The sequence below is a fragment of the Streptomyces sp. CA-249302 genome (genome assembly GCF_050936785.1).
GTDB lineage: Bacteria > Actinomycetota > Actinomycetes > Streptomycetales > Streptomycetaceae > Streptomyces.
Map to the genome: position 1 here is coordinate 6,144,710 of NZ_JBNJMG010000001.1, position 24,751 is coordinate 6,169,460.

24 protein-coding genes and 1 pseudogene are annotated in these 24,751 nt (G+C 71.8%); 14 read left to right on the top strand and 11 right to left on the bottom strand.

All coding sequences use genetic code 11. From position 1 onward, the window contains the following. Window positions 1-67: 67 nt before the first annotated feature. A complete protein-coding gene (locus ACQEWB_RS27745) occupies window positions 68-1,060 on the bottom strand; it encodes an isopenicillin N synthase family dioxygenase (RefSeq protein WP_432835581.1) in 993 nt (330 codons plus the stop codon). Continuing rightward, window positions 1,053-1,526, bottom strand: coding sequence for a nucleoside deaminase (locus tag ACQEWB_RS27750; protein WP_432835583.1), 474 nt, complete (start codon window positions 1,524-1,526; stop codon window positions 1,053-1,055). Before ACQEWB_RS27750 ends, ACQEWB_RS27745 begins: the two co-directional genes overlap by 8 nt. A gap of 101 nt (window positions 1,527-1,627) precedes the next feature. On the opposite strand from ACQEWB_RS27750, the gene ACQEWB_RS27755 reads away from it, so the two are divergent. Further along, window positions 1,628-2,950, top strand: a complete 1,323-nt coding sequence (locus ACQEWB_RS27755) for a PucR family transcriptional regulator (RefSeq protein ID WP_432835585.1) — start codon at window positions 1,628-1,630, stop codon at window positions 2,948-2,950. A gap of 42 nt (window positions 2,951-2,992) precedes the next feature. Then, entirely contained in the window at window positions 2,993-4,558 is a 1,566-nt protein-coding gene (locus tag ACQEWB_RS27760) for a protein kinase domain-containing protein (protein WP_432835586.1), read from the top strand. 1 nt (window position 4,559) lies between these two features. Here ACQEWB_RS27760 and ACQEWB_RS27765 read toward each other — a convergent pair whose 3' ends face one another. Further along, window positions 4,560-5,462, bottom strand: coding sequence for a transglutaminase-like domain-containing protein (locus tag ACQEWB_RS27765; RefSeq protein ID WP_432835588.1), 903 nt, complete (start codon window positions 5,460-5,462; stop codon window positions 4,560-4,562). Window positions 5,463-5,543: 81 nt separating this feature from the next. Here ACQEWB_RS27765 and ACQEWB_RS27770 point away from each other — a divergent pair, with 81 nt between their 5' ends. Together ACQEWB_RS27770 and ACQEWB_RS27775 are read left to right on the top strand one after the other, a co-directional pair. Beyond that, a complete protein-coding gene (locus ACQEWB_RS27770; protein WP_432835590.1) occupies window positions 5,544-6,113 on the top strand; it encodes a sigma-70 family RNA polymerase sigma factor in 570 nt (189 codons plus the stop codon). Beyond that, window positions 6,110-6,769, top strand: a complete 660-nt coding sequence (locus ACQEWB_RS27775; protein WP_432835592.1) for a hypothetical protein — start codon at window positions 6,110-6,112, stop codon at window positions 6,767-6,769. Before ACQEWB_RS27770 ends, ACQEWB_RS27775 begins: the two co-directional genes overlap by 4 nt. A gap of 22 nt (window positions 6,770-6,791) precedes the next feature. On the opposite strand, the gene ACQEWB_RS27780 is transcribed toward ACQEWB_RS27775, so the two are convergent. Beyond that, a complete protein-coding gene (locus ACQEWB_RS27780) occupies window positions 6,792-7,394 on the bottom strand; it encodes a TetR/AcrR family transcriptional regulator (RefSeq protein ID WP_432835594.1) in 603 nt (200 codons plus the stop codon). Between the two features lie 211 nt (window positions 7,395-7,605). Between ACQEWB_RS27780 and ACQEWB_RS27785 the strand changes: the two are divergent. Next, a pseudogene (locus tag ACQEWB_RS27785) lies at window positions 7,606-8,907 on the top strand (serine/threonine-protein kinase); the annotation flags it as partial. 69 nt (window positions 8,908-8,976) lie between these two features. Then, window positions 8,977-9,699 carry an RICIN domain-containing protein gene (locus tag ACQEWB_RS27790; RefSeq protein WP_432844045.1) on the top strand — a complete coding sequence of 241 codons (723 nt, stop codon included), beginning with the start codon at window positions 8,977-8,979 and terminating at the stop codon, window positions 9,697-9,699. 2 nt (window positions 9,700-9,701) lie between these two features. Here ACQEWB_RS27790 and ACQEWB_RS27795 read toward each other — a convergent pair whose 3' ends face one another. Beyond that, on the bottom strand, window positions 9,702-10,676 hold the full coding sequence (locus ACQEWB_RS27795) for a quinone oxidoreductase family protein (protein WP_432835596.1): 975 nt from the start codon (window positions 10,674-10,676) through the stop codon (window positions 9,702-9,704). A 100-nt stretch (window positions 10,677-10,776) separates the two neighbouring features. Here ACQEWB_RS27795 and ACQEWB_RS27800 point away from each other — a divergent pair, with 100 nt between their 5' ends. Together ACQEWB_RS27800 and ACQEWB_RS27805 are read left to right on the top strand one after the other, a co-directional pair. Beyond that, on the top strand, window positions 10,777-11,115 hold the full coding sequence (locus ACQEWB_RS27800) for an ArsR/SmtB family transcription factor (protein ID WP_432835598.1): 339 nt from the start codon (window positions 10,777-10,779) through the stop codon (window positions 11,113-11,115). Window positions 11,116-11,168: 53 nt separating this feature from the next. Further along, window positions 11,169-11,510, top strand: coding sequence for a hypothetical protein (locus ACQEWB_RS27805; protein ID WP_432835600.1), 342 nt, complete (start codon window positions 11,169-11,171; stop codon window positions 11,508-11,510). Here the strand turns inward: ACQEWB_RS27805 and ACQEWB_RS27810 are convergent. Then, on the bottom strand, window positions 11,486-12,895 hold the full coding sequence (locus tag ACQEWB_RS27810) for a purine-cytosine permease family protein (RefSeq protein WP_432835602.1): 1,410 nt from the start codon (window positions 12,893-12,895) through the stop codon (window positions 11,486-11,488). The genes ACQEWB_RS27805 and ACQEWB_RS27810 overlap by 25 nt on opposite strands. Window positions 12,896-13,064: 169 nt before the next feature. On the opposite strand from ACQEWB_RS27810, the gene ACQEWB_RS27815 reads away from it, so the two are divergent. Beyond that, window positions 13,065-14,012, top strand: a complete 948-nt coding sequence (locus tag ACQEWB_RS27815) for a DMT family transporter (RefSeq protein ID WP_432835604.1) — start codon at window positions 13,065-13,067, stop codon at window positions 14,010-14,012. Here the strand turns inward: ACQEWB_RS27815 and ACQEWB_RS27820 are convergent. From ACQEWB_RS27820 to ACQEWB_RS27835, 4 genes are read right to left on the bottom strand one after another with little or no spacing between them, the layout of a single operon-like run. Beyond that, on the bottom strand, window positions 13,909-14,793 hold the full coding sequence (locus tag ACQEWB_RS27820) for a LysR family transcriptional regulator (protein WP_432835607.1): 885 nt from the start codon (window positions 14,791-14,793) through the stop codon (window positions 13,909-13,911). The two genes, ACQEWB_RS27815 and ACQEWB_RS27820, sit on opposite strands and share 104 nt — an antisense overlap. Next, a complete protein-coding gene (locus ACQEWB_RS27825; RefSeq protein WP_432835609.1) occupies window positions 14,793-15,188 on the bottom strand; it encodes a PLD nuclease N-terminal domain-containing protein in 396 nt (131 codons plus the stop codon). The genes ACQEWB_RS27820 and ACQEWB_RS27825 overlap by 1 nt, the downstream gene beginning before the upstream one ends. Before the next feature lie 57 nt (window positions 15,189-15,245). Next, the gene (locus ACQEWB_RS27830; protein ID WP_432835611.1) at window positions 15,246-16,172 is read right to left on the bottom strand and encodes a pyridoxamine 5'-phosphate oxidase family protein; all 927 of its coding nucleotides are present in this window, start codon (window positions 16,170-16,172) and stop codon (window positions 15,246-15,248) included. Next, entirely contained in the window at window positions 16,169-16,864 is a 696-nt protein-coding gene (locus tag ACQEWB_RS27835; protein WP_432835614.1) for a hemerythrin domain-containing protein, read from the bottom strand. Before ACQEWB_RS27835 ends, ACQEWB_RS27830 begins: the two co-directional genes overlap by 4 nt. Before the next feature lie 152 nt (window positions 16,865-17,016). Between ACQEWB_RS27835 and ACQEWB_RS27840 the strand changes: the two genes are divergently transcribed. From ACQEWB_RS27840 to ACQEWB_RS27855, 4 genes are read left to right on the top strand one after another with little or no spacing between them, the layout of a single operon-like run. After that, window positions 17,017-20,349 (top strand): BTAD domain-containing putative transcriptional regulator, encoded by a 3,333-nt coding sequence (locus ACQEWB_RS27840; RefSeq protein ID WP_432835616.1) that lies wholly within the window; start codon window positions 17,017-17,019, stop codon window positions 20,347-20,349. A 49-nt stretch (window positions 20,350-20,398) separates the two neighbouring features. After that, window positions 20,399-21,853: a menaquinone biosynthesis decarboxylase gene (locus ACQEWB_RS27845; protein ID WP_432835618.1), complete on the top strand. Its 1,455-nt coding sequence runs from the start codon at window positions 20,399-20,401 to the stop codon at window positions 21,851-21,853. Then, window positions 21,850-22,752 carry a menaquinone biosynthesis prenyltransferase MqnP gene (gene mqnP, locus ACQEWB_RS27850; RefSeq protein ID WP_432835620.1) on the top strand — a complete coding sequence of 301 codons (903 nt, stop codon included), beginning with the start codon at window positions 21,850-21,852 and terminating at the stop codon, window positions 22,750-22,752. Before ACQEWB_RS27845 ends, mqnP begins: the two co-directional genes overlap by 4 nt. Window positions 22,753-22,798: 46 nt before the next feature. After that, complete coding sequence (locus ACQEWB_RS27855) at window positions 22,799-23,371, top strand: Uma2 family endonuclease (RefSeq protein ID WP_432835622.1); 573 nt, start codon at window positions 22,799-22,801, stop codon at window positions 23,369-23,371. On the opposite strand, the gene ACQEWB_RS27860 is transcribed toward ACQEWB_RS27855, so the two are convergent. After that, window positions 23,362-23,967 carry a rhomboid family intramembrane serine protease gene (locus tag ACQEWB_RS27860; RefSeq protein WP_432835624.1) on the bottom strand — a complete coding sequence of 202 codons (606 nt, stop codon included), beginning with the start codon at window positions 23,965-23,967 and terminating at the stop codon, window positions 23,362-23,364. The genes ACQEWB_RS27855 and ACQEWB_RS27860 overlap by 10 nt on opposite strands. A 92-nt stretch (window positions 23,968-24,059) precedes the next feature. On the opposite strand from ACQEWB_RS27860, the gene ACQEWB_RS27865 reads away from it, so the two are divergent. Further along, window positions 24,060-24,740, top strand: coding sequence for a UbiX family flavin prenyltransferase (locus tag ACQEWB_RS27865; protein WP_432835626.1), 681 nt, complete (start codon window positions 24,060-24,062; stop codon window positions 24,738-24,740). Window positions 24,741-24,751 lie beyond the last annotated feature (11 nt).

A 24,751-nucleotide genomic window follows, 5' to 3' on the forward strand; every position in this document is an offset into this window, starting at 1 on the left:
GGGACACCCCCAAAAGGGTGGTATCCCGCCCAACGAGGCAACCCTTACTCGGAAACGGTCGCGACGATCAGCCGACGGTGATCGAGTCCAGCTTCCCCCGCAGGTACACGTGCGAGTCCACCGCCTCGTAAGCCACCCGCCCGACCGGGGCCGGTACGGACTCCACGACGGTCCCCGGGGTGCACTCGCCGAAGTAGACGAGGGACATCAGCTCCTCGGCCGGCGCGTCCGCGGGCGGCGGGAGCACCCGGTGCCGGCCCGAGCGCCACCGGTCGCCGGTCCAACGGGCCATCAGGTCACCGATGTTGATGGTGAAGGCCGCCGGGTCGAAGGGCGCGTCCTCCCAGCCGCCCTCGTCCGTGTACACCTGGAGCCCGCCCTTGCCGGCCTGCCGGTCGAGGATCGTGACCGTCCCGAAGTCGGTGTGCGGGCCGATGCGGAACTGGCCCGGCTGGGGCTCGCCGAGGACCTCGGTCCCCGGGTACCAGTTGATGTTGAAGCCGTAGGTCGGGTGGTCCATGTGCTTGGAGAAGAAGTCGGGTTCGAGCCCGAGCGCCTCGCCGAGCAGCGAGAGCAGCTGCTTCTCCAGCTCGGCCATCCGGTCCAGGTACTCCTCGCACAGCGACCGCAGCTCCGGCACCTCCGCCGGCCACACGTTGGGCGCGTACCACTCGGCGTTGACGACCGGGTCCTCGAAGGGCTCGTGCGTCGCGAAGGTCAGCGACTCCTTCAGATCCGGCGGGGTCTCGGTACCCTCCGAGTAGCCGTTGGCCTCCGCGCCCGGCCCGAGCCAGCCACGTCCGCCGACCTTCACCTCGTACGCCTTCTTCGTCCCGACCGGCATCCGGAAGAAGCCGCGCGCCGCGTCCCGGATCGCGGTCCGCAGGGCCGGATCCACCCCGTGCCCGGTGACCAGCAGGAACCCGGCCGTCTGCAGGGCCTCGTCGACGGTCCGGGCGATGTCGGCGCGGACCTGCTCGTCGCCGTCCAGCCAGGGCCGCAGATCGATGGTCGGAACACGCGGATTACTCGGATTACGCGGATTGCTCGGATTACTCACCGATGTCCTCATTCCACAGTGCCGGGTTGTTCTTGATGAAGTCGCGCATCATCCCGACGCACTCCTCGTCGTCGAGCAGCACGATCTCCACGCCGTGCTCGGCCAGCCAGTCGTGTCCGCCGTGGAAGGTCGCCGCCTCGCCGACGACCACCCGGGAGATACCGAACTGGCGGACCAGACCGGAGCAGTACCAGCAGGGCGAGAGGGTGGTGACCATGGTCGTTCCGCGATACGAGCGCTGCCGTCCCGCATCGCGGAACGCGGCCGTCTCCGCGTGCATCGAGGGGTCGTCGTCCTGGACGCGCCGGTTGTGGCCGCGGCCGAGGAGCGTGCCGTCGGCGCCGTAGAGCGCGGCGCCGATCGGGATACCGCCCTCCGAGAGTCCGGCCCGGGCCTCCGCGACGGCGGTGGCGAGCCAGCTGCGTGCCTGTGCCGTGCCTGCCTGTGCTGCCTGTGCCTGATCCATACGTCCCACTCTCCTGTGGCCGAAACACGAGGGCAACGTGCGGAAAGTACTCTCCGGGCAACCCGCCGCCGGACGAACTGTCCGACCCTTGGAGGTCGCTCATGGCCGCACTCACCCTCCGCGAGATCCTGGACCTCGACCCCGTACGCGCCTCCGAGCCCACCCTTCTCGCCGGCGAGAACGCCCTGGACCGGCCGGTCCGCTGGGTCCACTCGAGTGAGGTCTACGAGGGTGCGAACTTCCTGGACGGCGGCGAACTCCTCCTCACCAACGGCTTCGGCCTGACGGACGCCGACGAGGAGACCCGCCGTCGATACGTCCGTGAACTGGCCGCGCGCGGCGCCGCCGGCCTGGCGGTCGAGGTGGGCCGCTCGCTGCCCGACATGCCGACGGAGGTCGTCGACGAGGCCCGCCGTCTGGGCCTGCCGCTCCTGTCCATGCACCGGGTGGTCCCCTTCGTCCGCATCACGGAGGCCGCGAACCGCGCCATCGTCGCGCGCGGCCTGTCGGGCCGCTCGGTGGTACGCCCCTGGGGTGACGACCACACGGCGGCCCTCCTGGCGGACCTGGCCGACCGGGCCCCCTTGAACCAGCCGGAGGTGGAGGCCCGCTCGGCCCTCGCCGGGTTCCATCCCGGGCCCGGGGCCCTGCTGATCGGGGTGTCGGTGCACGGGACGCGGGAGATCGGCGCGGTGGACCGGGCGGTACGGGTGCTGGGCGGGGCGGGGGTGCTGCGGGCGGCGTTCCCGGGGGATGTGCTGGCGCTGGTGGCGCTGTCCGGGGACGGTGGGCGGGGCGGCAGGGGTGCGGGCGTCGGTGGCCGCGGAGGCGTGGGAGGCCGGACCGGCTCGGGCGGCGACCCGATCCGCGCCGTCCAGGAAGCCTTCCGGGCCGCCGCCGACCCCGGCCTCACCGTCGCCGTGGGACATGCCGTCGACGCCGCCAGTGGCTGGCTGCGCTGGAGTGACACCTTGCGTGCGGCCCGTACGACCCTGGAGCTGGCCCTGACCGTCCCGGCCGCCGAACCCGCGGTCCCCGACGGCCCGTTGGTGACCTCGGCCCGCGCCCTCGCCATGGAACGTGAGCTGACCCGGGGCGGAGTCGACACCAACCGCGACCGCCTCACCCGACTCGTCCAGCACACGCTGGGCCCGCTGCTGGCCTGGGAGGCGGCCCACCCCAGCGACCTGGTGCGGACGTTGGAGGTCCATCTACGGCACGGCTGCTCGCCGACGCGGACGGCGGCCTTGCTGCATATCGGGCGGCAGTCGCTGTACCAACGGCTGGAGCGGATCGAGTCGTTGCTGGGCCTGGAGATCGACGACCCCGATCTGCTGGGGGAGTTGCTGCAGGCGGCGTGTGCGCATCGGGTGGTGCGGGGTATGGGGGCGGTGCAGGTGCGGGGGCTCATGACCGTGGCCTGAGAGCGGGGGCCTCTGGGACACTCCGCACAGCGGCAGCGGGGGATGGGGGACGCGATGGCGGTGGGCTGGATCGTGCTGATCGTCGTGGGGGCGGTGATCGTCCTGCTCCCTGCCGTCACCGTGAGGGTCGTGCCGCAGGCCAGCTGTCAGGTCGTCGAGCGGTTCGGCCGCTACACGCGGACGATGAACGCGGGCCTCAACATCGTCGTCCCGTTCATCGACCGCATCCGCAACCGCGTCGACCTGCGAGAACAGTTCAACATCTACCCGCCGGAGTCGGTGATCACCGAGGACCGGGTGGTCATCGACGTCGACATGATCGTCTATTACCAGGTGACGGACGGTCGATATGCCACCTATGAGGTCGACAACTACGTCCAGTCCATCCAGCTGGTCGCCTTCAACACGCTCCGCAACATCGTCGGCGGGATGGACCTGCAGATGCTCCTGGCAAGCCGCGAGGAGATCAACGCGGCCCTGCGTGGCGTCCTCGACGAGCGCACCAGCATGTGGGGCGTCCGCGTCAACCAAGTCGAGCTCAAGACCATCGACCTCCCCGAGCCCCTGCGCAGGGCCGAGGAGGAGCAGATGCGTGCCAACAGTGAGAAGCGTGCCGCCATTCTCCGGGCCGAGGGCGAGCGCCAGGCCGCGCTGGTGCAGGCGGAGACGGAGCGGGCGGTGGCCGCCGCGCGGGGCGACCAGGACGGCGCGGGTGACAGGAAACCGGCGTACACCCCGGCCGCTCGCCGTCCCGTGCACGAGCCGCTCCACCGGGACGACCCGCGCCGCCTCGGCAGCTACCGGCTGAGGGCACGGCTGGGACAGGGCGGGATGGGGACCGTGTACCTCGGGGTGACTCCTGGAGAGCGGCTGGTCGCGGTGAAGGTCATCAAGAAGGAGTTCACCGAGGAACCCATGTTCCGCAAGCGGTTCCGGCGTGAGATCGACTCCGTGCAGCGGGTCGGCGGCTTCCATACGGCGCCGGTGGTGGACGCCGATGCCGACGGTGACCCGCCGTGGCTGGCCACGGAGTACATTCCCGGCCCCTCGTTGGACGACGTCCTCAAGCAGGTGGGTGCCTTGCCCACGCGGACCCTGTACACGCTTGCCCTTGGGGTCGCCGATGCGCTCAGGGGAATCCACGTCTGTGGCATCGTCCATCGGGACCTGAAACCCAGCAACATCATCGTGTCCGGAATGGGGCCACGGATCATCGACTTCGGTCTCGCCCGCGCCCTGGACGGCTCCAAGCTCACCCGCTCCGGGCATGTCGTCGGCACCCTGGGGTTCCTCGCGCCGGAGCAGTTCACGGGGGCGCAGATCACCCCCGCCACCGACATGTACGCCTTCGGCACGGTGCTCTGCCATGCCGCGGGAGCCGCACCGCTCAGAGACGGCGAGTCCCTGGAGTCCGCGCTGGAGTTGCTCCCGGCCGGTCTCGTCGGGGTCATCACCCGTTGCCGTGAGACCGACCCGGCGCTCCGTCCGCTGCCGGACGAGGTGCTCAAGGAGCTCTCCCCGGGCCCGGCGCCCTCCGAGGACTGGCTGCCGCCGCACATCCGCACGATGGTCGACCTGCACAACCGGCCCACCGTATCGGCGCCTTGAGTCACCGGCGCAGGGCGACGTGGCTGGGCCCGTTGAAGGGTGCCGAGCACAGGACCGTGCTCGGAGTGCGCAGGGTGTCGTCCTCGGCGAACAGCTTGCGCGCGGCGTCGAAGGGTACGTCGTCCCCGGCGACCAGGGCGGCCCGGTCGTAGAGTTCGCGCACCGCTTCGGGCAGGGGCGTGCCCGGATTGCCTTCGTCCAGGCCCCACTCGTCCCACAGGAGTGTCTCGACCTTGTTGAGCATCGCCAGATCGAGGCGGATGTTCCCGGCCACGAACCGCTCGCCCCAGAACGGACCTTCCTCCGGTGGGTGGAGGCCGAAGGTCCGCTGGTCCGCGCGGCCTTCCCGGATCGCCCGCCATGCCTCCCCCGCCACCAGGAAGCGGTGCCGGGGGACGTCCATCGGGTCGAAGTCCGCGGGCCAGTTGGCGGTGATGGCGGGGTCGGCGAGCTGCGGGTCCGCGAGCAGCCAGCCCCGCTCCCCGTCCCAGTACTCGGTGACCACGTGGTCGTAATGGAAACCGGTCGTACCGAAGTAGTCGGCGAAGCCGGAGCGGATACGGGCCGGGATTCCCGTGTGCCGCAGGAACGAGCAGTGCAGGAGTGCGAAGTCCCGGCAGGTTCCGACGAACCGATCGCCCACCTCCCGCCGTCGGCCCAGCGGGGCGGCGTCGCGGTCGACCAGGATCCGCAGGATGTCGTCTACGTAGCGCGTCTCGGCGTCGTTGTGGAGGCGATCGGTCGGGTGGGTGTGGTCGAAGAGCGGGCCCTCCACGCGGTGGATCAGCAAGTCCCGTGAGACGCGGGCGAGTCGGGCCGGGTCGGGTGGCAGGTCGGCGTAACGGCTGCCGAGTTCGCCGGGGTCGGAGAAGGTGCTGTGCGAGGCGTAGAAGTCGAGGTACATACGGGCCTCCCGGGCGGACATCATCGGCCACGTGTTCGAACGTGGGCCGGTGAACCGCACCGTGTCAAAATTCGCCGCCGAATGTCCAGAGAAGGTGTGGCGTTTCTCCGTCCATGGGAATCGGGTAAGCGAATCCCCGCCCCCCGGCGTATACGGGATGTGAAGGAGTTGGAGTTCGCGGAGTTCTATCGCAGTAGTCGGGACGTGTGTCTGAGGGCCGTGCTTGCCGGTGTGGGGGAGCGGCAGTTGGCCGAGGATCTGGTGGCCGAGGCGTTTACGCGGGCGTGGGCGGGGTGGGCGAAGGTCGCCCGGCATCCGGCGCCGCGGGCGTGGGTGGTGCGTACGGCGCTCAACGCGCGGGTCTCCTGGTGGCGTCGGCGGCGGCGTGAGGTCGCGCTGGGGGAGGGGCACGATGTCGTGCAGCCCTCGGGGGAGGGGGACGGCGGGCTCGATCCGTCCCTTCTCGCGCTGCTGCGTCAACTGCCGCGCCGCCAGCGGGAGGTGATCGCCTTCCGGGTCTTCCTCGACCTCGACACCGAGGCCACCGCGAAGGCGCTGGGCATCGCGCCCGGCACCGTCACCGCCCACCTCTCCCGGGCCGTCGCGACCCTGCGCGGCCACCTCGTCCCGACCCCGGAGGCCGGAAAATGAACGCGCATGACATGGACGTACTGGATGCTCTGAAGGAGTCACTCGCCGACGTCACCCTCGACGTTCCCGTCGAGCGGATCGTCGCCGACGGGCGGGCCCGGCGTCGGCGGCGCCGGATCGCCCTCACCGCCGGTGCCACCGCCGTCGCGGCCGGGCTCGCGCTCGGTGTGCCGACGTACGGTCACCCGTCCACCGCACCGCCGTCCGCCGAGCTCGCGACCGGTGCCGGCACCGTGCACGTCCGTACCGCCGCCTACACCGTCGACAGCCTCAAGGACGGCTCGGTGCGGGTGAGTTGGGACAAGCAGGCGTACTTCGACGACCACGCGGGGCTGGAGCGGGCCCTGCACGACGCCGGGTTCCCGGTGATCGTCAAGGTCGGTGAGTTCTGCAAGGGGCCGGGCGACAAGCAGAAGCTGGACGACTCCGGCGTCGGCAGCGGTGTGGACAAGGTCATGAAGGGGCGGCGGTCGGGGGACGACCGGGTCACCTTCGACTTCCTGCCCGACGCCATGCCCGCGAACACGGAGCTGTTCATCGGGTATCTCACGCCCGCCCAGCTGCGGATCACCGACGGTCGCCCGGGTTCCGTGGAGCGGCTCGTCCCGACCGACACCGCGCTGACCTGTAGCAGTGAGCTGCCGGACTTCGGCTGACCGGAGAGGGTGGCGGAAGGCCTCAGGGGCGGTCGGCGCGGATCGAGCGCCAGATCCGGTCCGGCAGGACGCGGGCCGCCTCGTCGAGGTCGACGTCGTGGATGCCGGAGAGCCAGCGGCGGGCCACGGCGACGACCGGACCCAAGACGAGGGACTCGACGAGGGGGAGCGGGAGCGGGGCCAACTCGCCCGACTCCAGGCGGGGTTGCACCCAGAGCGCGAAGGCCGACACCCTCGCCTCCTGGGCGTCCCGCTGCTCCTGCCCGCTCTGCATGCTGTGCCGGTCGGCCAGGGGGGAGTGCACGAGCCGGGAGGCGTCCGGGTACTCCTGGACGAACCCGAGATAGGCCCCGACGAGCGCGTCGATGCCCTCCCGGGTGGTCGTCGTCGCCTGCACCGCCGTGACCAGGCCGCCCAGCAGCCGGCCCAGCCAGCGCTGGGCGAGGGCGACGACCAGGCCGTCGATGCTGCCGAAGTGGTGGTAGAGGCTGCCCAGGCTGACCCCGCTGGCCTTGGTGACGGCGCTGACCGTCAGGCCCTGTTCGCCCGACTCGGCGTAAAGGCGCAGCGCGGCGTCGAGGAGGCGGTCCACGGTCGCCTCGCCGCGTTGCTGCTTTGGAGTCATCGGTTCCGTATCCAGAGATCTAGAGTGTTTTTCCGGAGATCTAGAGCGTTTTTCTAGAAAGTGCTTCCAATTCTACTGGCTACTGACCCAGACTTGATCGTGCCGACGCGCGTGTCCGCCCGTCCATGGGGGGAACGGGCGGGCCGCCGCCGGTACAGCGGTGACAGCGGTGACAGCGGTGACCGAGTGCGAACGGGGAATACGGGGCAGCGTGTTCGATCTCACGGGGAGCGGCGCCGAGCCGCTGGAGGCGGAGGATCCGCGGGCGATCGGTTCGATTCCGCTGGTGGGCAGGCTCGGGGCCGGCGGTATGGGCCGGGTCTATCTGGGTGTGCACCAGGGGCGGTACGTCGCCGTCAAGCAGGTCCTGCCCTCGGTCGCCGGCGCCGACGAGCGGTTCCTGCGGCGCTTCGGACACGAGCTGGACAACCTCGCCCGGCTGCCCGCCGAGGCCACCGCGCCGCTGATCGCCAGCGACCGCACGGCCCGGCCGCCGTGGTTCGCCACCGCGTACGTCCCCGGACTCACCCTGCGCGAAGCCGTCGAGCTGAACGGCGGGCCGCTGCCGGCCGGCGCGCTGTGGCTGCTGCTCCGGGACGTCGCCGCGGGGCTCACTGCCGTGCACGGGCTGGCGATGGTGCACCGGGACGTCAAGCCGTCCAACGTCATGCTGACCGGCGACGGCCTCACCCTCATCGACTTCGGCGTCGCCCGCGCGGCCGAGCAGAGCCAGCTGACCAGCATCGGTGTCGTGGTGGGCACGCCCGCCTACATGGCGCCCGAACAGGCCTCCGGGGCGCGGGAGTTGACCGGGGCGGTCGACGTCTTCGCTCTCGGCTCGGTGCTGGCGTACGCGGCGACCGGCGAGCCGCCGTTCGGCGACGAGTCCGGGCACGCGGTGCTGTACCGCATCGTGCACGAGGAGCCCGACCTCGGCCCGGTGCGCGAACTCGACCCGCGGCTGGCCGACACCATCGCGTCCTGCCTCGCCAAGAACCCCGAGGACCGGCCCACGGCCACCGAACTCATCGAACTCGCCGCGGGACATGGGCCGTTCGAGCCACCGCCGTGGCCGGAGGAGCTCGCGGGACTACTGGCCGAGCGGGCCGAGTTCGCGCTACGAGTACCGGAGGCCGACGAAGTACCCACACCCGCGCCGACTCTGCCGGCCGGGGTGGGGGCCGGGGCTCTGGAGCCGGGGGCTGAAGCGGGATCGGTGGCGCCGGGGGCGGATGCGGGGGCTGGGTCTGGAGCTGGGGCTGCGGGGTCGGGCGCGGATGCGGGGGCGGCTGGGTCCGGGTTTGAGGCTGCGCAGCCGGGCGTGGATGCGGGGTCTGGGTCTGGGGCTGCGGGTCCGGGTGCTGGGGCTGGTGCGGCGGCTGGGTCCGGGTCTGGGGCCGCGGTGCCGGGGGCGGGGGTGGTGCCGGGTGTCGCTCAGCCCGGTGCACGGGGTGTCGGTGCCGGGCCGGGGGCAGAGGCGCCGGGGTCCGGAGGGTCGGACGTCGGTGGTGGCGGTCGCAAGCGTCGGCGTGAGCGCAGTCGTCGTACTCGCGTCTTCTTCGCCGTCGTGCCCGTCGTCGTCGTGGCCACCGGCGCGACCCTGGCGATCCAGCTCCTGCCCTACGCCTCCGACGCGCAGGGCGAGGGCGCTGCCACGCCGTCCGTCTCGGTCCAGGCGTCGGCCACCGGCACGCCGTCGGCGTCCGCGAGCCCGTCCGGTTCGGCGTCTCCGGGCAAGTCGGCCTCCCCGTCGGCGAAGAAGAGCGGCGGCGGCGGTCAGGCGGCCGGGGCCGGGAGCACAGGCTCGCAGGGCGGGTCCGGAAGCTCCGACGGCGGGAAGAGCTCGGGCAGTTCGGGTTCGAGCGGCTCCAGCAGCACCGGCGGATCGAGCAGCTCCGGCGGCTCCTCCACCACCGAGCCCTCCTCCTCCTCCACCTCGTACCGGATCAAGAACGCCTCCAACGGCCAGTGTCTGGTCGTGGAGAACACCACCGGCTCGTACGGAGTGCGCTTCGGGGACTGCACGGACAGCTCGGCGGCCACCTGGGCCAGCAGGACCGTGTCGGGCGGCACCTACCGCATGGTCAATGAGTGGACCGGCCAGTGCATGACCCTGGTGCCCTCCGGGAACCCCCTCGCCTCGGTGAGCGAATGCGGTTCGGAGTCCGAGCAGACCTGGCGCACGGGCTCCGGCGGCACCCTCCAGAACGTGTCCAACAGCCAGTGCCTGGAGGACTCGGCGGGTTGGCCGGTCACGGACACCTGCACGTCCGGTGACACGACCCAGCGCTGGTCGAAGGTCTGAGCTCAGCCGCCCACCCGCAGCAGCAGCTTGCCCGTGCTGGTGCGGGCCCCCATCAGCCGGTGTGCCTCCGCCGCCCCCTCCAGACCGAACTCGGCGGTGACCGGCAGCGACACCGTCCCGTCCACCGCCTTCGCGAAGGCCCGCCCGGCCAGCGTCCGCAGCTCGTCCGGTGCCGTCCTGGCCAGCGTCAGGATCGAGAAGCCGCCCACCGACACTCCCGTCGGATACAGCTCCGGCTGCCCCACGCTCCACGCCGGCGCCGAGCTCGCGTTGCCGAAGGAGACCAGCCGCCCGAACACCGCGAGCGAGGCCAGAGAGGCGCGGAAGGCGTCGCCGCCGACGGGGTCGAGGGCGAGGTCGACCCCGCGGCCGCCGGTCGCCGCCCGCACCGCCTCCGCGAACTTGCCGACGAACACCTCGTCGTACCCGTACTCGCGCGCGTACGCCGCCTTGGCCGCCCCCGACACCACCCCGTACACGGCCCCCGCGCCCGCCGCCTTCGCCAACTGCCCGACCACCGTGCCGATCCCGCCCGCCGCGCCCTGCACCAGCACCGTCTCGCCGGGCTGGAGCCGGCCCACGGAGTGGACGAGGGCGTACGCCGTCGGGAGCACGGTCGGCAGGGTCGCCGCCGTGCGCAGACCGACCCCGGACGGGACCGGGAAGACGGTGGGCGCGTTCGCGAGGGCGACGTCCGCGTAGGCGCCGCCCTCGGTCAGCGCCGTGACCTCCTGGCCGACGGCGAGCCCCTCGACGCCCTCGCCGAGGGCGCGGATCCGACCGGACGCCTCCAGGCCGGGGACGAAGGGCAGGTGCGGCACCCGGTAGCCCTCGCCGCGCGCCTTGAGGTCGGCGAAGTTCACGCCGGTGTACGCGACGTCGATGCTCACCTGGCCGGGGCCCGGCTCGGGGACCTCCGCCTCCACGACCTTCAGGACCTCGGGACCGCCGTACTCCTGGATCTCGACCGCGCGCATGACACGACACCCCTCACGAGTGTTCGATGGGAAGCGAACAGTCGCGAGTGTATGGTTTTCATCGAACAGTGGGCAAGTCTGCAAGTCTGAAGGAGTCCGCGTGGCGCAGGTCCCCACCTCTCATCGGGCCGCCCCCGAGCACACCCACCCCGACGAGGTCTCCGTCCAGACCGCCCTGGCCGCGCTCGCCGACCCGGTGCGCATCAGCCTCGTCAGGGAACTGGCGAGGTCTGCCGAGTGGACGCGCAGCTGCGGCAGCTTCGACGTGCCGGTCGGCAAGGCGGCGCTCAGCCACCACTTCACCGTGCTGCGGGGAGCCGGCCTGGTCGAGCAGCGGGACGAGGGCCCGAGGCGGGTCAACCGGCTGCGCAGGGCGGAGTTCGAGGCCCGCTTCCCGGGCCTGCTGGAGCTGGTCCTGAGGGACGAGCGGACGGTCTGAACGCTTCCGTCCCCTCCCGCGTCTCAGTACAACTCGGCGCGCGGGAGGGGCGCATGAAGAAGCGTTGGCAGAAAGTCATGTGGGCCGGTGTGGCCGTCGCGGTGGTCGCCGTGGCCGTCATGGTCGCCCTGGTCCTGCACGGCCTGCGCACCATGGGCGCCGACGACGGCTCCCCGCTGGAGCGGGTCCTCGCCCACATCGACAGGCTGGCCGGCCGGAAACCCTGCACGACCGTCTTCACCGGCCTGTCCGTCGACGAGGACCGGCAGACCGCCGACGTCTGGCGCATCCCCTCGGCCGCCTTCGACGACGAGGTCTGCGGCTCGGCCCTGAAGGGCGTGACCGTCCGCCTGCACGACACCGACGTCGATCAGGCCGAACCGGGCGCCGCCTGACCCTTGGGCCGCCGCAGCACCGCGTACAGCACCGCGCTCAGCAGGAACCCGACCAGCGGAGTGCTGTCGCCGAAGGACGGCCAGTGCTTCGGCACGTAACCGACGTAGTCCTCCTGGTTGGAGAAGAGCGGGACGGAGACCGCCACGCCGATCAACAGGGCGGCGATGCCGGGCCAGTTGGTGAAGGAGCGGTCGGTCAGGCGGGCCGCCAGCTCCTCGTCGGTGGCGGTACGGCCCTGAAGCCACCGCTCCACCAGCACCACCCCGAGCCAGGGCGCCACCCAGTACGCGATGACCAGCAGGAACGCCTCGTACGCGGCGCCCGCGTCATCGAGGGACGCCCAGGCCGCCGCCGTACCGGCGATCCCGGAGACCACGACCAGCACGCTGCGGCTCAGCCAGGTGGGGAGGTTCAGGCCGAAGGAGGCGATGGAGATGGCGCCGGAGTAGACGTTGAGGGCGTTCGCCGAAATCGCGCCGAGGATGATGGCGATCAGGACCAGGTCGCCGAGCCAGCCCGGGAGATGGCCGGTGAAGGCGGCTGTCGGGGTGGCGTCCTTCGGGGCGACGATGGTCGCCGAGGCCGCGCCGATGACCGCGACCACGGCGACCGAGACGAAGAGGCCGACGGCCGGGTAGACGATCGTCTTCAGCTTGTTCGCCGTGCGCGGGAGGTAGCGGGAGTAGTCCGTGGCGTACGGGTTCCAGCCGGCCGCGTAACCCCAGGCCGCGCTGAACGCGAGCAGGAAGCCACCGATGCCGCCACCCGTGCCGCCCCCGCCGAGGTCGGCGTCCTTGAAGGTCCACACACCCGCCAGCAGGAAGATCACCGCGAGCGCCGGGAAGGCGTAACGCTCGAAGCTGTGCACGAAGTTGTGGCCGATGAAGCCGATCAGGATCTCGGCGACGACCACCAGGAGGAGGGAGGGGAGCGGCCGCAGACCGGTGAGGGTGTTGAGCGCGAAGGCCGCGCTCACGCTGTTCACCGCGAACCAGCCGACGCCCGCGACCAGGCCGTTGGCCGCGGACGGCAGGATGTTGCCGCGGTGGCCGAAGGAGAAGCGGCCGATCACCATCTGCGGGACGCCGAAGCGCGGCCCGTCCAGGGACAGTACGCCCTGCGTGACCGCGCCGATCGCCGTGCCGAGCACGATGGCTCCGGTGGCCTGCCAGAAGCTCAGCCCGAAGAACAGGACCGAGATCACGCCGATGAAGACGGTCGCGAACTCGATGTTGGGCGAGGCCCAGGTCCACAGCAGCTGGAGCGGGGAGCCATGGCGTTCGGCGTCGGGGATGGGCTCGGAGCCCGCCGTCTCGACGGCGATGACCTTGTCACCGTATGCGGGGGCGAGGGTGCCGGAGGAGTCGGCGGGAGCAGTCGTCATGCGAGCCAAGTGTCCGGTTCCGGCCGGTCCGGGCCCAGGGGCGCATTGTCCGCACCGGGAGGCTCGGCGGCGTACAACCTGCACGCATCGGCCCCGCCGATGACCCCATCGGTCGGACGCCCCACTGGCGCGTGGACCAGCACCGATGCCCGCTCCTACCTTCGTGGGCATGACCTCAGAGAACAAGGGCACGGCCCAGCTGACGACCGCGATGGTGCTCTCCGGCACCCTCGGTGTCTTCGTCGTCGAGTCGGGCGCCTCGCCCTTCGACGTCGTCTTCTTCCGTGTCCTGTTCGGCGCCCTCGCGCTCGGCGGCTACGTGATCGCCCGCGGCTGGCTCCGCGACCACGGCTTCACACCCCGCACCCTCGGACTCGCCGTCCTGGGCGGTGTGTTCATCGTCTTCAACTGGGTCCTGCTCTTCCAGTCGTACGAGAACACGTCGATCTCGGTCGCCACGGTGGTCTACCACACCCAGCCGTTCTACGTGGTGATCCTGGGCGCCCTCCTCTTCCGCGAGCGCCTCACCGCGGCGAAGGTCGGCTGGATCGCGCTGGCCTTCGCGGGCCTGATCCTGGTCTCGGGCGTCACACCGGCCGACTTCACCAGCGGCGGCACGTACATCGTCGGCATCGGCCAGGCCCTCCTCGCCGCGCTCCTCTACGGCCTCTCCACCCTCGTGACGAAGCGCATCACCGGCGTCCGCCCGCACCTCATCGCCCTGGTCCAGGTCCTGGTCGGCATCCCGCTGCTGCTCCCCTTCGCCGACTTCGGCGCGATGGCCGGCACCGGCGCGGACTGGGGCTGGCTGGTCGGCCTCGGCTTCGTCCACACCGGGATCATGTACGTCCTGATGTACGCCGCCTACGCCAAGCTCCCGACCTCGAAGATCGCCGTCCTGGCCTTCGTCTACCCGGCGGTCGCGATGGTCATGGACTGGGCGGTGTACGGCCACCACATCGGCCTCGTCCAGGCGCTCGGCGTCCCGCTGATCGTGACGGCGAGCCTCAAGGTCACCCTTGCTCGGAAACCAGCCGCCGAGCCTGCTCGACGAACAGCCGCACATGCGCCGGCAGCCGCTTCCCGGACCGCCACGCCAGCTGCGTCCGAAGCGTGAACGGCGGCTCCCAGGCCAGCCGCACCAGCGACCCTTCCGTCAACTCCGCGGCGACCGTGATCCCGGGCAGCAACGCCACCCCGAGACCGGCCGCCGCGGCACGTTTGGTGGCCTCGATCGTCCCGAACTCCATGAAGTCCACCGCTTCCCCGGTGGACTTGAGCTCGTTCTCGAACAAGTCCCGGTAGGCGCAGCCGGGCTCGGTGGCGAGGAGGGACTGCCGTACGAGGTCCGCCGTCCCGAACTCCTGCCCGGCAAGGGGGTGTCGGGGAGCGGCGACGAGCGCGAGCGGCTCGACGGCCAGGACCGTGCTCTCCAGCCCCGGGTGCTCGGTCTCCGCCTCCATCAGGAATCCCAGGTCGTACGTCCCCTGCCGCAGCGCCTGCCGGGTCTCGTCGCCGATCGTCGTGCGCAGCGAGAGGCGGACCTTGGGATAGCGGTGGTGGAAGAACTCCAGCAGGGGCGGGAGCCGGTAGGAGGTCAGCGACTCCATCGTCCCGACGACCAGCGAACCGGTCGGCTCCTCGGTGCCGGTGACCGCGGCCCGCGCCTCCTCGGTGAGCTCGATGATCTGGCGGGCGTACGGCAGCAGCCGCTCACCGGCCTCGGTCAGCCGGATCCGGCTGCCGAGCCGGTCGAACAGCTCCACGCCCAGGGACGACTCCAGTGCCCGTACCTGACCGGTCACGCTGGACTGGGCGTACTTCAGCTCGGCCGCGGCCTGCGTGAAGCTCAGCACGGCGGCGACCTTCTCGAACGTGACCAGCAGCCGCAGCTCCATCAGTCGGCCCTGGGCTCCTCGCCGCGCTCCTTGCGGCGCAGCTCCTCCTCGCGGCGACGCAGGTCGGCCTCCCAGTCCTTGAGGAGCGCCTCGTCCTTCTTGGCTTCGGCCTTGAGGGACTGCAGGAACTCGGGGTTGTCGTCGGGCGCGACGAACTCCGTGCGGTGGTTGCGGTGCCACTCGGAGGGCGTGGCGCCACCCGCCGGGGCGTGCCTCACCTTGCCTGCCACCAGCCAGGCGATCGGCCCGACCAGCACCTCGCCGAAGAGCAGGATGATGATCACCCAGATCACCTTGGGCAGCCCGCGCACCTGCTCCTCGGGGGTGTTCAGACAGTCGATGAAGGCGTAGATCCACAGCGCCAGGACCAGCAGGAACGGCAGATACCGGAACATGGTGGTGCGATCCCCCAGAAGACGGTGACAGGGCGCTGACAGGCCCCGGTGACGGGGTCAGGGTAGCGGGTGGCCCGCGCCGCCCCTGGCCAGTGCCCGGAACTCCGCCCACCGCACGCGCGGCCGGGGGAGGCCCTGCCGTTCCAGGTAGCGGGCGGTCGCCCGGCTGGTCCGGCGCAGCACCCGTACCGCGTCGCTCGGGCGGCCGGAGCCCATCGGCTCCACCACCGTGCCGGGCACCAGCAGCCAGCCGTCGCCGGCCTCCCGCAGCTCTCCGCGGACGAGCGTGTTGCGCATGTTGTTCAGCCGCTCGTCGTGCCGGTGCACCAGCAGCGAGGCGGGGCCCGCCGTCACGGCGCAGTCGCCGGGCACCGCCACCGCGAAGCCCGCGTCCGTCGCCACGGGCCGGGTCCGGGCGAGTACGGGCGCTCCGGTCTTGTCGCGGGCCGCCAGCACCGCGTCGGGATAGGGGGCGAGCTGCGCGGCACCGAGCAGGGACACGTCGGGTACTCCCGCCCCGGCGGCCGACCGCGCCAACGGCGGGCGCACCTCGACCTGTTCCGGGGTGACGGTGATGTGCAGGCGCAGGTAGTACCACTCCATCAGCCGTCGCACGCCGGGGGCGAGGTAGGACCGGCTGTGCGGCTGCCGTTCGAAGAGCATCCGCCAGTAGTCCTCGGCGCCCTCCGGCCCCGTCCTGATGTCGTCCGGGCACACGGCGAGGCCGCCGACGAAGATCTGCGGGGCGTCGGTGAGGCCGCTGCCGGTCGGGTCGGACCAGAGCAGGGCCACCCGCCCGTCCCGCCGCACGTTCAGCGCCTTCTGCGCGAACGCCAGCGAAGTGGTCAGCAGCAGCGTCCCGTCGGCCTGCCGCCGGACCGCGGCGGGCCAGACCACCGGCGCGCCGTCCCGGCCGAGCGTGACGAACTCGCAGGTCCGGTAGGCGTCCAGGACGTCGAGGGGGACGGTGTCGAGCACGCTCACCGGCCGGCCTCCGGGTGCAGATCGCCGCGCAGGGCCCGGCAGGCAGCGGCGTACTGCCGTCGGCCGACGGTCTTGAACAGCAGCCGGCCGAGGAGCGGGGCCTTGCCGAGGAAGTAGGCGCGCTCCTCGGGCGTCGAGTCCTCCAGGATCGCGCCGACGGCCGTCATCACCTTGTTCTTCGGCAGCCCCTCCAGTCCGCGCCGGCCCACCAGATCCCATTCGGCGACGGTCAGGTGCTCGGCGACCAGCGGCAGCACCAACCGCTCCTCGTCGTCGAGGTGTTCGAGCAGCACCGTGTGATGCTCGGCCAGCGCCAGGGCGAGCTCCTCCCGGGCGATGGGGTTCGCCTCCCGGAGCCAGGCGGGCTGCCACTCCGCCACGACGGCCAGGGTCCGGTCGATGCGCCGGTGCTGCTCCTCCATCCGCTCGACGAGTACGCCGTCCGCGCCCCGGGCGTGCAGCAGCGGCCACACCAACTCGTCCTCCAGGGAGTGGTGATGGTGCAGGCCCATGACGTAGTCGTCCAAGTGGGCCGCGAGCTGTGCCGCGCGGGCCGTGTCGCCGTCGGGCACGGCCCGTACCAGACGGGGTGCGAGGGCCGACTCGCGCCGGAAGACCCGGTGCACGACCACCATCTCGTGCGTGTAGGGCCGTTGGTTCGAGGGTGAGGGGAAAGCGGTACTGCGGGACACGCCGACTGCTCCAACGATGAGGTACCGGTCAGGGGCGCCTACCGTCGCCCGGTCCTCTTGGCGTCCACTTGGGACCGCACTTGGCCCCGCCGGCCAGGGCGTTTAGTCGCCGTTCACGCTCTGCGACGACCGCTCGGGTAGATTCGCGCGGCGTGCTGCGCATACGAGTCCTGGGCTCCCTGGGTGCCGAAGTCGGCGGGCGGCCCGTCGAACTGGGCGCTCCCCGGCAGCGGGCCGTACTCGCGTTGCTGCTCGCGGCCGGCGGGCGGGTGGTGTCCGTCGACCGCATGATCGACGAGCTGTGGCGCGGAGTGCCCCCGGCCAAGGCCACCGTGTCCCTGCACGCCTATATGTCCAACCTGCGCCGCCTGCTGGAGCCGGAGCGGCCGCCGCGCGCCCCCGCGGCCGTACTGGTCACCTCACCCCCGGGCTATGCCCTGCGGCTGCCCGCCGAGGCGGTGGACGCCTGGTGGTTCGAGGCCCTGGTGTCCCGGGCCCGCAGCGCCCCGCCCGAGCGGGCCAGGGAGTTGCTGGCCGAGGCGCTCGGCCGGTGGCAGGGCCCGGCGTTCCTGGAGCACCGCGACGAACCCTGGGCCCAGTCCGAGGTGGCCCGGCTGACCGAACTGTGCGCACAGGCCCGCGAACTGGCCGTCGCCGCCGACCTGCGCACCGGGCACGCGGCCGAAGCGGCCGCGGCGGCCGAAGTCCTCGTACGGCAGAGCCCGTTGCGCGAGGAGGGCTGGCGGCTGCTGGCCCTCGCCCAGTGGGCCTGCGGCCGGCAGGGCGACGCCCTCGCGTCCCTGCGCCGCGCCACCGCGGTGCTGCGGGACGAACTCGGCTGCGATCCCGGACCGGCCCTGGCCGAGCTGGAACACGCCGTCCTCGCCCGGCGGCTGGACGTGCTGCGCGCGGCCGTGCCGCTCGCTCCGCCGGAAGCCGTTCCCGCAGGTGAGCCGGGGGACGAGGACGGCCTCTTCGTCGGCAGGGAGGCCGAACTGGGCGCCCTGGCCGCCGCCGCGCGGGCCGCCCGGCGCACGGGCGGTGTCGCCCTGGTCACCGGTGAGGCCGGAGCGGGCAAGTCGGCGCTGCTCGAACGGCTCGCGGGACGGCTGGAGTCGGCGGGCTGGACGGTGGTGATCGGCCGCTGCCCCGAGTACGAGGGGGCGCCGCCCGCCTGGGCCTGGGTGGAGGCGCTCGGCACCCTCGCCGGTGTCGCGCCGCCGGCCCGTCCCGAGGAGCTGACCGCGCTGCTGCACGAGCCGGACACGGTGGCCGCGACGACACGCGACGAGGCCGCCGCGGGACGCTTCCGCACGCACCGGGCCTTCGCCGCCTGGCTGCGCACCGCCGCCGCCGGACAACCGCTCGCCGTCCTGCTGGAGGACCTGCACCGCGGCGACGGCGAGACCCTGGCACTCCTGGAGGCGGCCGTCCAGATCACCGGCGTACCGCTCCTCACCGTCGCGACCTACCGTCCGGCCGAGGTGGGGGAGGACCTGGTCAAGACGCTCGGCCGGCTCGCCCCCCGCGGCCCGCGACGCATCCCGCTCGGCGGCCTCTCGACCCAGGACGTCGCGACCGTGGTCGGCGCCGTCTGCGGCGAACCCGTCGACGAGGCCACCGTGACCGCGCTCGCCGAACGCACCGGAGGCAACCCCTTCTACGTCATGGAGAGCGCCCGCCTGCTGGTCAGCGAGGGCGCTCTGGTGGCCGTGTCGGAAGTCCCCCAGGGCGTACGGGACGTGCTGCGCAGGCGGCTGGCCCTGCTGCCGGCCGAGGCCCGCGCGGCGGTGCAGCTGGCGGCCGTCATGGGGCCGGAGGCCGAGGTCGCCGTCCTCGTCGACGTGGCCGACGCCGACGAGGACACGGTGCTGGAAGGACTCGACGCCGCGGTGGGCGCGGACCTGCTGACCGAGCCCGGTGTGGGCCGGGTCCGCTTCGTGCACGCCCTGGTCCGCGACACCGTGTACACCGACCTGTCCGGGGTGCGGCGGGCCCGGCTGCACGACCGCATCGCGCAGGGCCTCAGACGCCATCGCCCGCACGACCTCGCGGCCCTCGCCTTCCACTTCGCCCGCACCGGCCGTACCGCGAACGCGCCGCTGGCCGTCGACTACGCGCTGCGGGCGGCCGAACTGGCCGAGCGGCGGTACGCCCACGACGTGGCCGTGAGTCTGATCGAGCAGGCCCTCGACGCGCACTGCGCCGCCGTGGCCGACCGGGACACCGACCCGGCCGACACGGTGGCCCTCTTCGTACGGCTGCTGGCGGCCCAGCTGCGGGCCGGGTCGACGGACGCCGCACGGCACACCCGGCAGCGGGCGGCCGACCTCGCGGTACGGGCCGGCCGGGACGACCTGGTCGCCGCGGTCTACGGCGCCTGGACCGAGCCCTCGCCCTGGCGCACCCGACTGGAGGGCTTCTTCGACCGCACCGCCCTGGCCCGCCTTGAACGGCTCGCCGACGACCCCACCCTCGACGGCGCGACCCGCGCCCGGGTCCTCCAGGTCCTCGTCGACGCCGTGGCCGCCGAGGAGGCGCCGCGGGCCGTGCGGGCGGCGCACGCGCAGCTGGCGCTGGCCCGAGCCGAGGGCGAACCACGCCTGCTGGCCTCGGCGTTGATGACGTCCGCCAAGCTGCTGCCGCACGAGGCACAGGGCGCGCTGCGGACGCCGCTCGTCGCGGAACTGCGGCAGCTGGCCCGGGAACACGACCTCCCGGCGTACCGCTGGGTGTGCGAACACCTCGACGGCATGACGGCCGCGACCCGCAACGATCCCGTCGGGCTGCGCCGGCACAACGCCGAGGCCCTGGACCTCGCCCGCCGCTACCGCATGCTGTGGGCGCAGGGCATCGCCGCCGCGACCTCGGCCATGCTGGCCACGGTCACCGGCCGCTTCGACGAGGCGGAGGCCCGCTACGCCGAGGCCGACGGCCTGCTGCGGCGCGTCGGCGCCCACCACGCCACCGGCCCCCGCACGCTGGGCCTGATCACCATCCGGCTGGCCCAGGGACGGGCCGCCGACATCGCGGCGGTCGTCGACGACCTGTACGCGGAGATCGGCACCCCGGTCGCGGTGGCCCAGGCCCTGGTCCTGGCCCGACGCGGACGGCTCGACGAGGCGGCGGCGGTGTCCCTCGCGCCCAGGCCGGTGACCGACCACCTCTACGGCGTGGAGCTGGACTACCGCTGCGAACTCGCCGTCCTGCTCGGCGACACGGACACGGCGGCCCTGCTGATCGGGCATCTGCTGCCGATCCGCGACCAGTACGCCGGGACGGCCGGCGCCGCCTACGCGACCAGGCCGCTCGCCCACGCCCTCGGCGACCTCTACCGGCTCCTCGGTGAGGACACGGCCGCGGCCGAGAACTACGCCCTGGCCGAACGCGTCGCCCTCGCCTGGGACTCACCGCACCGCCTCGCCGAGGCACGCCGGGCGGCCGCACTGCCGGCCACCGGACGGGAGCGTCGGCGGATCGCCTGAGGGCGGGGCGGGCGTCGGAGCCGGGAGGGGCTCGGCGATACTGGGACGCATGGCTTACGACGATCTTCGCTCCCTGCTCAGGGCACTGGAACGCGAGGGTGACCTCAAGCGTGTCAAGGCCGAGGTCGACCCGTATCTGGAGGTCGGGGAGATCGTCGACCGGGTGCAGAAGGCGGGCGGTCCGGCGCTGCTCTTCGAGAACGTGAAGGGGTCTTCCATGCCCCTCGCGATGAACGTCTTCGGGACCGACCGGCGCCTGCTCAAGGCGCTCGGGCTGAAGTCGTACGGCGATATCAGCGAGAAGATCGGCGGGCTGCTGCGGCCCGAGCTGCCGCACGGGTTCGTCGGGGTCCGCGAGGCCTTCGGGAAGCTCGGCGCGATGACGCACGTACCGCCGAAGAAGGTCAGGGAAGCCCCCGTACAGGAGGTCGTGCTCACCGGGGACGACGTCGATCTGGACCAGCTCCCGGCCCTGTTCACCTGGCCGCAGGACGGCGGCTCCTTCTTCAACCTGGGGCTCACGCACACCAAGGACCCGGAGTCCGGGATCCGCAACCTCGGGCTCTACCGCCTCCAGCGCCACGACAAGCGCACCATCGGCATGCACTGGCAGATCCACAAGGACAGCCGGAACCACTACCAGGTCGCGGCCCGGCGGGGCGAGCGGCTGCCGGTGGCCATCGCCTTCGGCTGTCCGCCGGCCGTCACCTACGCCTCCACCGCGCCCCTCCCCGGCGACATCGACGAGTACCTCTTCGCCGGGTTCATCGCCGGCAAGCGGATCGAGATGGTGGACTGCAAGACCGTCCCGTTGCAGGTGCCGGCCCAGGCGGAGGTCGTCATCGAGGGGTGGCTGGAGCCCGGGGAGATGCTCCCGGAGGGGCCCTTCGGCGACCACACCGGCTTCTACACCCCGCAGGAACCCTTCCCCGCGCTGAAGATCGACTGCGTGACGATGCGGAAGCGGCCGCTGCTTCAGTCGATCGTCGTAGGCCGCCCCCCGACGGAGGACGGACCGCTGGGGCGTGCGACGGAGCGGTTCTTCCTGCCGTTGCTGAAGATCATCGTCCCCGACATCGTGGACTACCACCTGCCGGAAGCGGGCGGTTTCCACAACTGTGCGATCGTCTCCATCGACAAGAAATACCCCAAGCACGCCCAAAAGGTGATGCACGCTGTCTGGGGGGCACACATGATGTCCCTGACGAAGCTGATCGTGGTCGTGGACTCCGACTGTGATGTCCATGATCTGCACGAGGTCGCCTGGCGTGCTCTCGGGAACACGGACTACGCCCGTGACCTCAGCGTCGTCGAGGGACCGGTCGACCACCTCGACCACGCCTCCTACCAGCAGTTCTGGGGCGGCAAGGCGGGGATCGACGCGACGAAGAAGTGGCCCGAGGAGGGCTACACACGCGACGGCGGCTGGCCCGACATGGTCCTGTCCGATCCCGATACGGCGGCGAAGGTCGACCGCCGTTGGAAGGAGTACGGCCTTTCATGAGCAGCGCCTCCGCCGCGATCCCGCAGCCAGGACGCACCAAGGCGTTCCTCCGCCTGGTGATGATCGAGCACTCGGTCTTCGCCCTGCCCTTCGCCTACATCGCCGCGCTCACCGCGATGTTCGAGTGGGACCGGAACATCCACTGGGGGCGGCTGCTCCTCGTCACCATCTGCATGGTGGGGCTGCGTACCTTCGCGATGGCCGTGAACCGGATCATCGACCGGGAGATCGACGCCAGGAATCCGCGCACCGCGCACCGCGAACTGGTCACCGGCGCGATGTCGGTCAAGCACGCCTGGACCGGCGCGCTGGTCGCGGTCGTCGTCTTCCTCGGCTCGGCGGCCCTGCTCAACCCCCTCTGCCTGGCGCTCGCGCCGGTCGCGGTCATCCCGATGGTCGTCTACCCCTACGGCAAGCGGTTCACGAACTTCCCGCAGGCCATCCTCGGTCTCGCCCAGGCGATGGGTCCGGTCGGCGGCTGGCTCGCGATCACCGGCGAGTGGTCCTGGGACGCGGTGCTCCTCGGCCTCGCCGTCGGCATCTGGATCGGCGGCTTCGACCTGATCTACGCCTGCCAGGACGTCGAGACCGACCGCGAGATCGGCGTCATGTCGGTCCCGGCCCGATTCGGCATCCCGGCGGCGATCCGGGGCGCCCGCGTCTGCCACGCGCTGACCATGACCCTGCTCGTCTGGTACGCGGTGGCGACGGACGCGGGCGGCTTCTTCTGGGTCGGGCTGATGATCGTCGCCGGCGCCTTCGTCTACGAGCACAACATCGTCCGCCCGCACGACCTGTCCCGCCTGAACAGGGCGTTCTTCAGCGTCAACGGGTTCATCGGGATTGCCCTGTTCGTGTGTGCGTTGCTGGATCTGCTGGTGAGGGGCCTGACAGTGTGACTACGTTGCGGCCTACCATCGAGGGCAGGACCCCAGGGAGGCCACCGTGACCATCTCGGACGTTGACCGCCTGCACTCGCAGCTCAGCCGGTTCGAGGACATGTTCCCCGGCTATCGGATGGAGATCGTCGAGGGCAACATAATGATGAGTCCGGTCAAGCCGCACCACGCGCAGACCATCCGATTGGTCTGGAACGCTCTCGAGACCCAGACCGGGGCGGAGTGGGGCTTCGCCAGCGATGTCGCCTTCCCGTTCGACGAGGCCAACGAGTTCTGTCCCGACCTGGCTGTCATCCCGGCCGCGGAAGTGGCGAAGAACGAGGGCGCGTACCCGCCTGACCTCATCGAGTTCGTCGTCGAGGTGGTGTCCCAGGGCAGCATCCGCCGCGACTACCAGGTAAAACCCCGTTGGTACGCCTCCCAAGGCATCGCCAACTACCTGATCCTCGATCCTCTCAAGGGCCACGCCGTCACCATGTGGAACCCCGGCTCCGACGGCTACCGGGGCCGCGACACCATCCCGTACGGCCCCGACCTGACCGTCGACTCCCCGCTCGGCAAGCTGACGATCCCCACCGCCCACCTCCCGGTGGACCCGAAGGCCCGCCCTCAGGCCTGAATCGCCCCGCGGCTCACCGGCCGACGGCCGAACCAGAACGCCGTCGCCACGCCCGAGACCAGGCCGATCAGGTGAGCCTGCCAGCTGACGCCCGACTGGAGCGGGGAGAGGCCGAGCAGGATCGAGGTGCCCCAGACCGCGCCGATCACCAGACCCACCACGACCCCCAGCGGCCGGCGCTCCACGAAGCCGCTGACCAGCAGGAAGCCGAAGAGGCCGAAGATCAGGCCCGACGCGCCCGCCGTGTTGGTGTGCGCCGGGGCTATGAGCCACACGCCGAGCCCGTCCGCCACGATGATCACCGCACAGATCGCGGCGAACCGGCGCAGGCCGCCGAGCGCCGCCAGGAAGCCCATGACCAGCAGCGGAACGCTGTTCGCGGCCACATGGGCGAACCCGAAGTGGATGAACGCGGCCGGGACTATGTCCACCAGCTCGGACGCCCGGCGCGGCATGATCCCGAGCCCGTCCAACGCGTGACCGCTCACCACGTCGACCACTTCGAGCAGCCACAGCAACGCCACCCAGCCCACCATCAGCTTGGCCGCGGCCTTCGCGCGCTCACCGCGCGACCACTCCAGCCCACTCCCGGACATGGCACCCCCCAGACGACTCGCTCGTCTCTCCTTGAAACGGCCGGACCCCCTCGACCGGTTCCCACCCTCCGTCGCCGGATAGGCTCGGTGTCGTGAACCCAGTCAAGCCAGGAGAGACGAGGCGTACGCCTTGGATCGTAGGGGTGTCCGGCGCTTCCGGCACCCCGTATGCCGCATCGGTCCTGCGCGCGCTCCTCGACGCCGGCGAGAGCGTGGACCTGGTGGTCAGCCGGGCCTCGCGGCTCACCCTGCTGGACGAGACGGCGATCCACTTCCGGGACGCCCACTGGCGCGACGACCTGCGGGAATGGCTCGCGCGGGGGGCCGACGGAAAGCCGGGCGCCTACGACCTGCAGCTCGACCGGGTCCGGTACTGGAGCGCGGGCGACCTCGCCGCGGGCCCGTCCTCGGGGTCGTACCCCACGAAGGGGATGCTGATCGTGCCGGCCTCGACGGCCTGCGTGGCGGGGGTCGCGCTCGGCCTGTCGAAGGACCTGCTGCAACGGGCGGCAAGCGTCACGCTCAAGGAGCGCCGCCCGCTCGTGGTGGCCGTACGGGAGACCCCGCTGAACGGCCAGACCCTGCGTCATCTGGTGACCCTGGACGACCTGGGCGCCGCCGTGGTCCCCACCTCGCCCGCCTTCTACGCGGGCGCCACCCACATCCAGGACCTGGTGGACTTCGTCGCCGGGCGCGTCCTCGACGCGGCGGGCGTCGGGCACGGGCTGTACCGGCGCTGGAAGGGCGAACTGGGCGGCGGCAGCGCCGACTAGAGCGCCGGCCG

Bases quoted from the DNA above. Each gene is read 5' to 3' on its own strand.
- ACQEWB_RS27750 (WP_432835583.1), bottom strand. From the start codon at position 1,526: ATGGATCAGGCACAGGCAGCACAGGCAGGCACGGCACAGGCACGCAGC.
- ACQEWB_RS27755 (WP_432835585.1), top strand. From the start codon at position 1,628: ATGGCCGCACTCACCCTCCGCGAGATCCTGGACCTCGACCCCGTACGC.
- ACQEWB_RS27760 (WP_432835586.1), top strand. From the start codon at position 2,993: ATGGGGGACGCGATGGCGGTGGGCTGGATCGTGCTGATCGTCGTGGGG.
- ACQEWB_RS27765 (WP_432835588.1), bottom strand. From the start codon at position 5,462: ATGTACCTCGACTTCTACGCCTCGCACAGCACCTTCTCCGACCCCGGC.
- ACQEWB_RS27770 (WP_432835590.1), top strand. From the start codon at position 5,544: ATGTCCAGAGAAGGTGTGGCGTTTCTCCGTCCATGGGAATCGGGTAAG.
- ACQEWB_RS27775 (WP_432835592.1), top strand. From the start codon at position 6,110: ATGAACGCGCATGACATGGACGTACTGGATGCTCTGAAGGAGTCACTC.
- ACQEWB_RS27780 (WP_432835594.1), bottom strand. From the start codon at position 7,394: ATGACTCCAAAGCAGCAACGCGGCGAGGCGACCGTGGACCGCCTCCTC.
- ACQEWB_RS27795 (WP_432835596.1), bottom strand. From the start codon at position 10,676: ATGCGCGCGGTCGAGATCCAGGAGTACGGCGGTCCCGAGGTCCTGAAG.
- ACQEWB_RS27805 (WP_432835600.1), top strand. From the start codon at position 11,169: ATGAAGAAGCGTTGGCAGAAAGTCATGTGGGCCGGTGTGGCCGTCGCG.
- ACQEWB_RS27810 (WP_432835602.1), bottom strand. From the start codon at position 12,895: ATGACGACTGCTCCCGCCGACTCCTCCGGCACCCTCGCCCCCGCATAC.
- ACQEWB_RS27815 (WP_432835604.1), top strand. From the start codon at position 13,065: ATGACCTCAGAGAACAAGGGCACGGCCCAGCTGACGACCGCGATGGTG.
- ACQEWB_RS27820 (WP_432835607.1), bottom strand. From the start codon at position 14,793: ATGGAGCTGCGGCTGCTGGTCACGTTCGAGAAGGTCGCCGCCGTGCTG.
- ACQEWB_RS27825 (WP_432835609.1), bottom strand. From the start codon at position 15,188: ATGTTCCGGTATCTGCCGTTCCTGCTGGTCCTGGCGCTGTGGATCTAC.
- ACQEWB_RS27845 (WP_432835618.1), top strand. From the start codon at position 20,399: ATGGCTTACGACGATCTTCGCTCCCTGCTCAGGGCACTGGAACGCGAG.
- mqnP (WP_432835620.1), top strand. From the start codon at position 21,850: ATGAGCAGCGCCTCCGCCGCGATCCCGCAGCCAGGACGCACCAAGGCG.
- ACQEWB_RS27860 (WP_432835624.1), bottom strand. From the start codon at position 23,967: ATGTCCGGGAGTGGGCTGGAGTGGTCGCGCGGTGAGCGCGCGAAGGCC.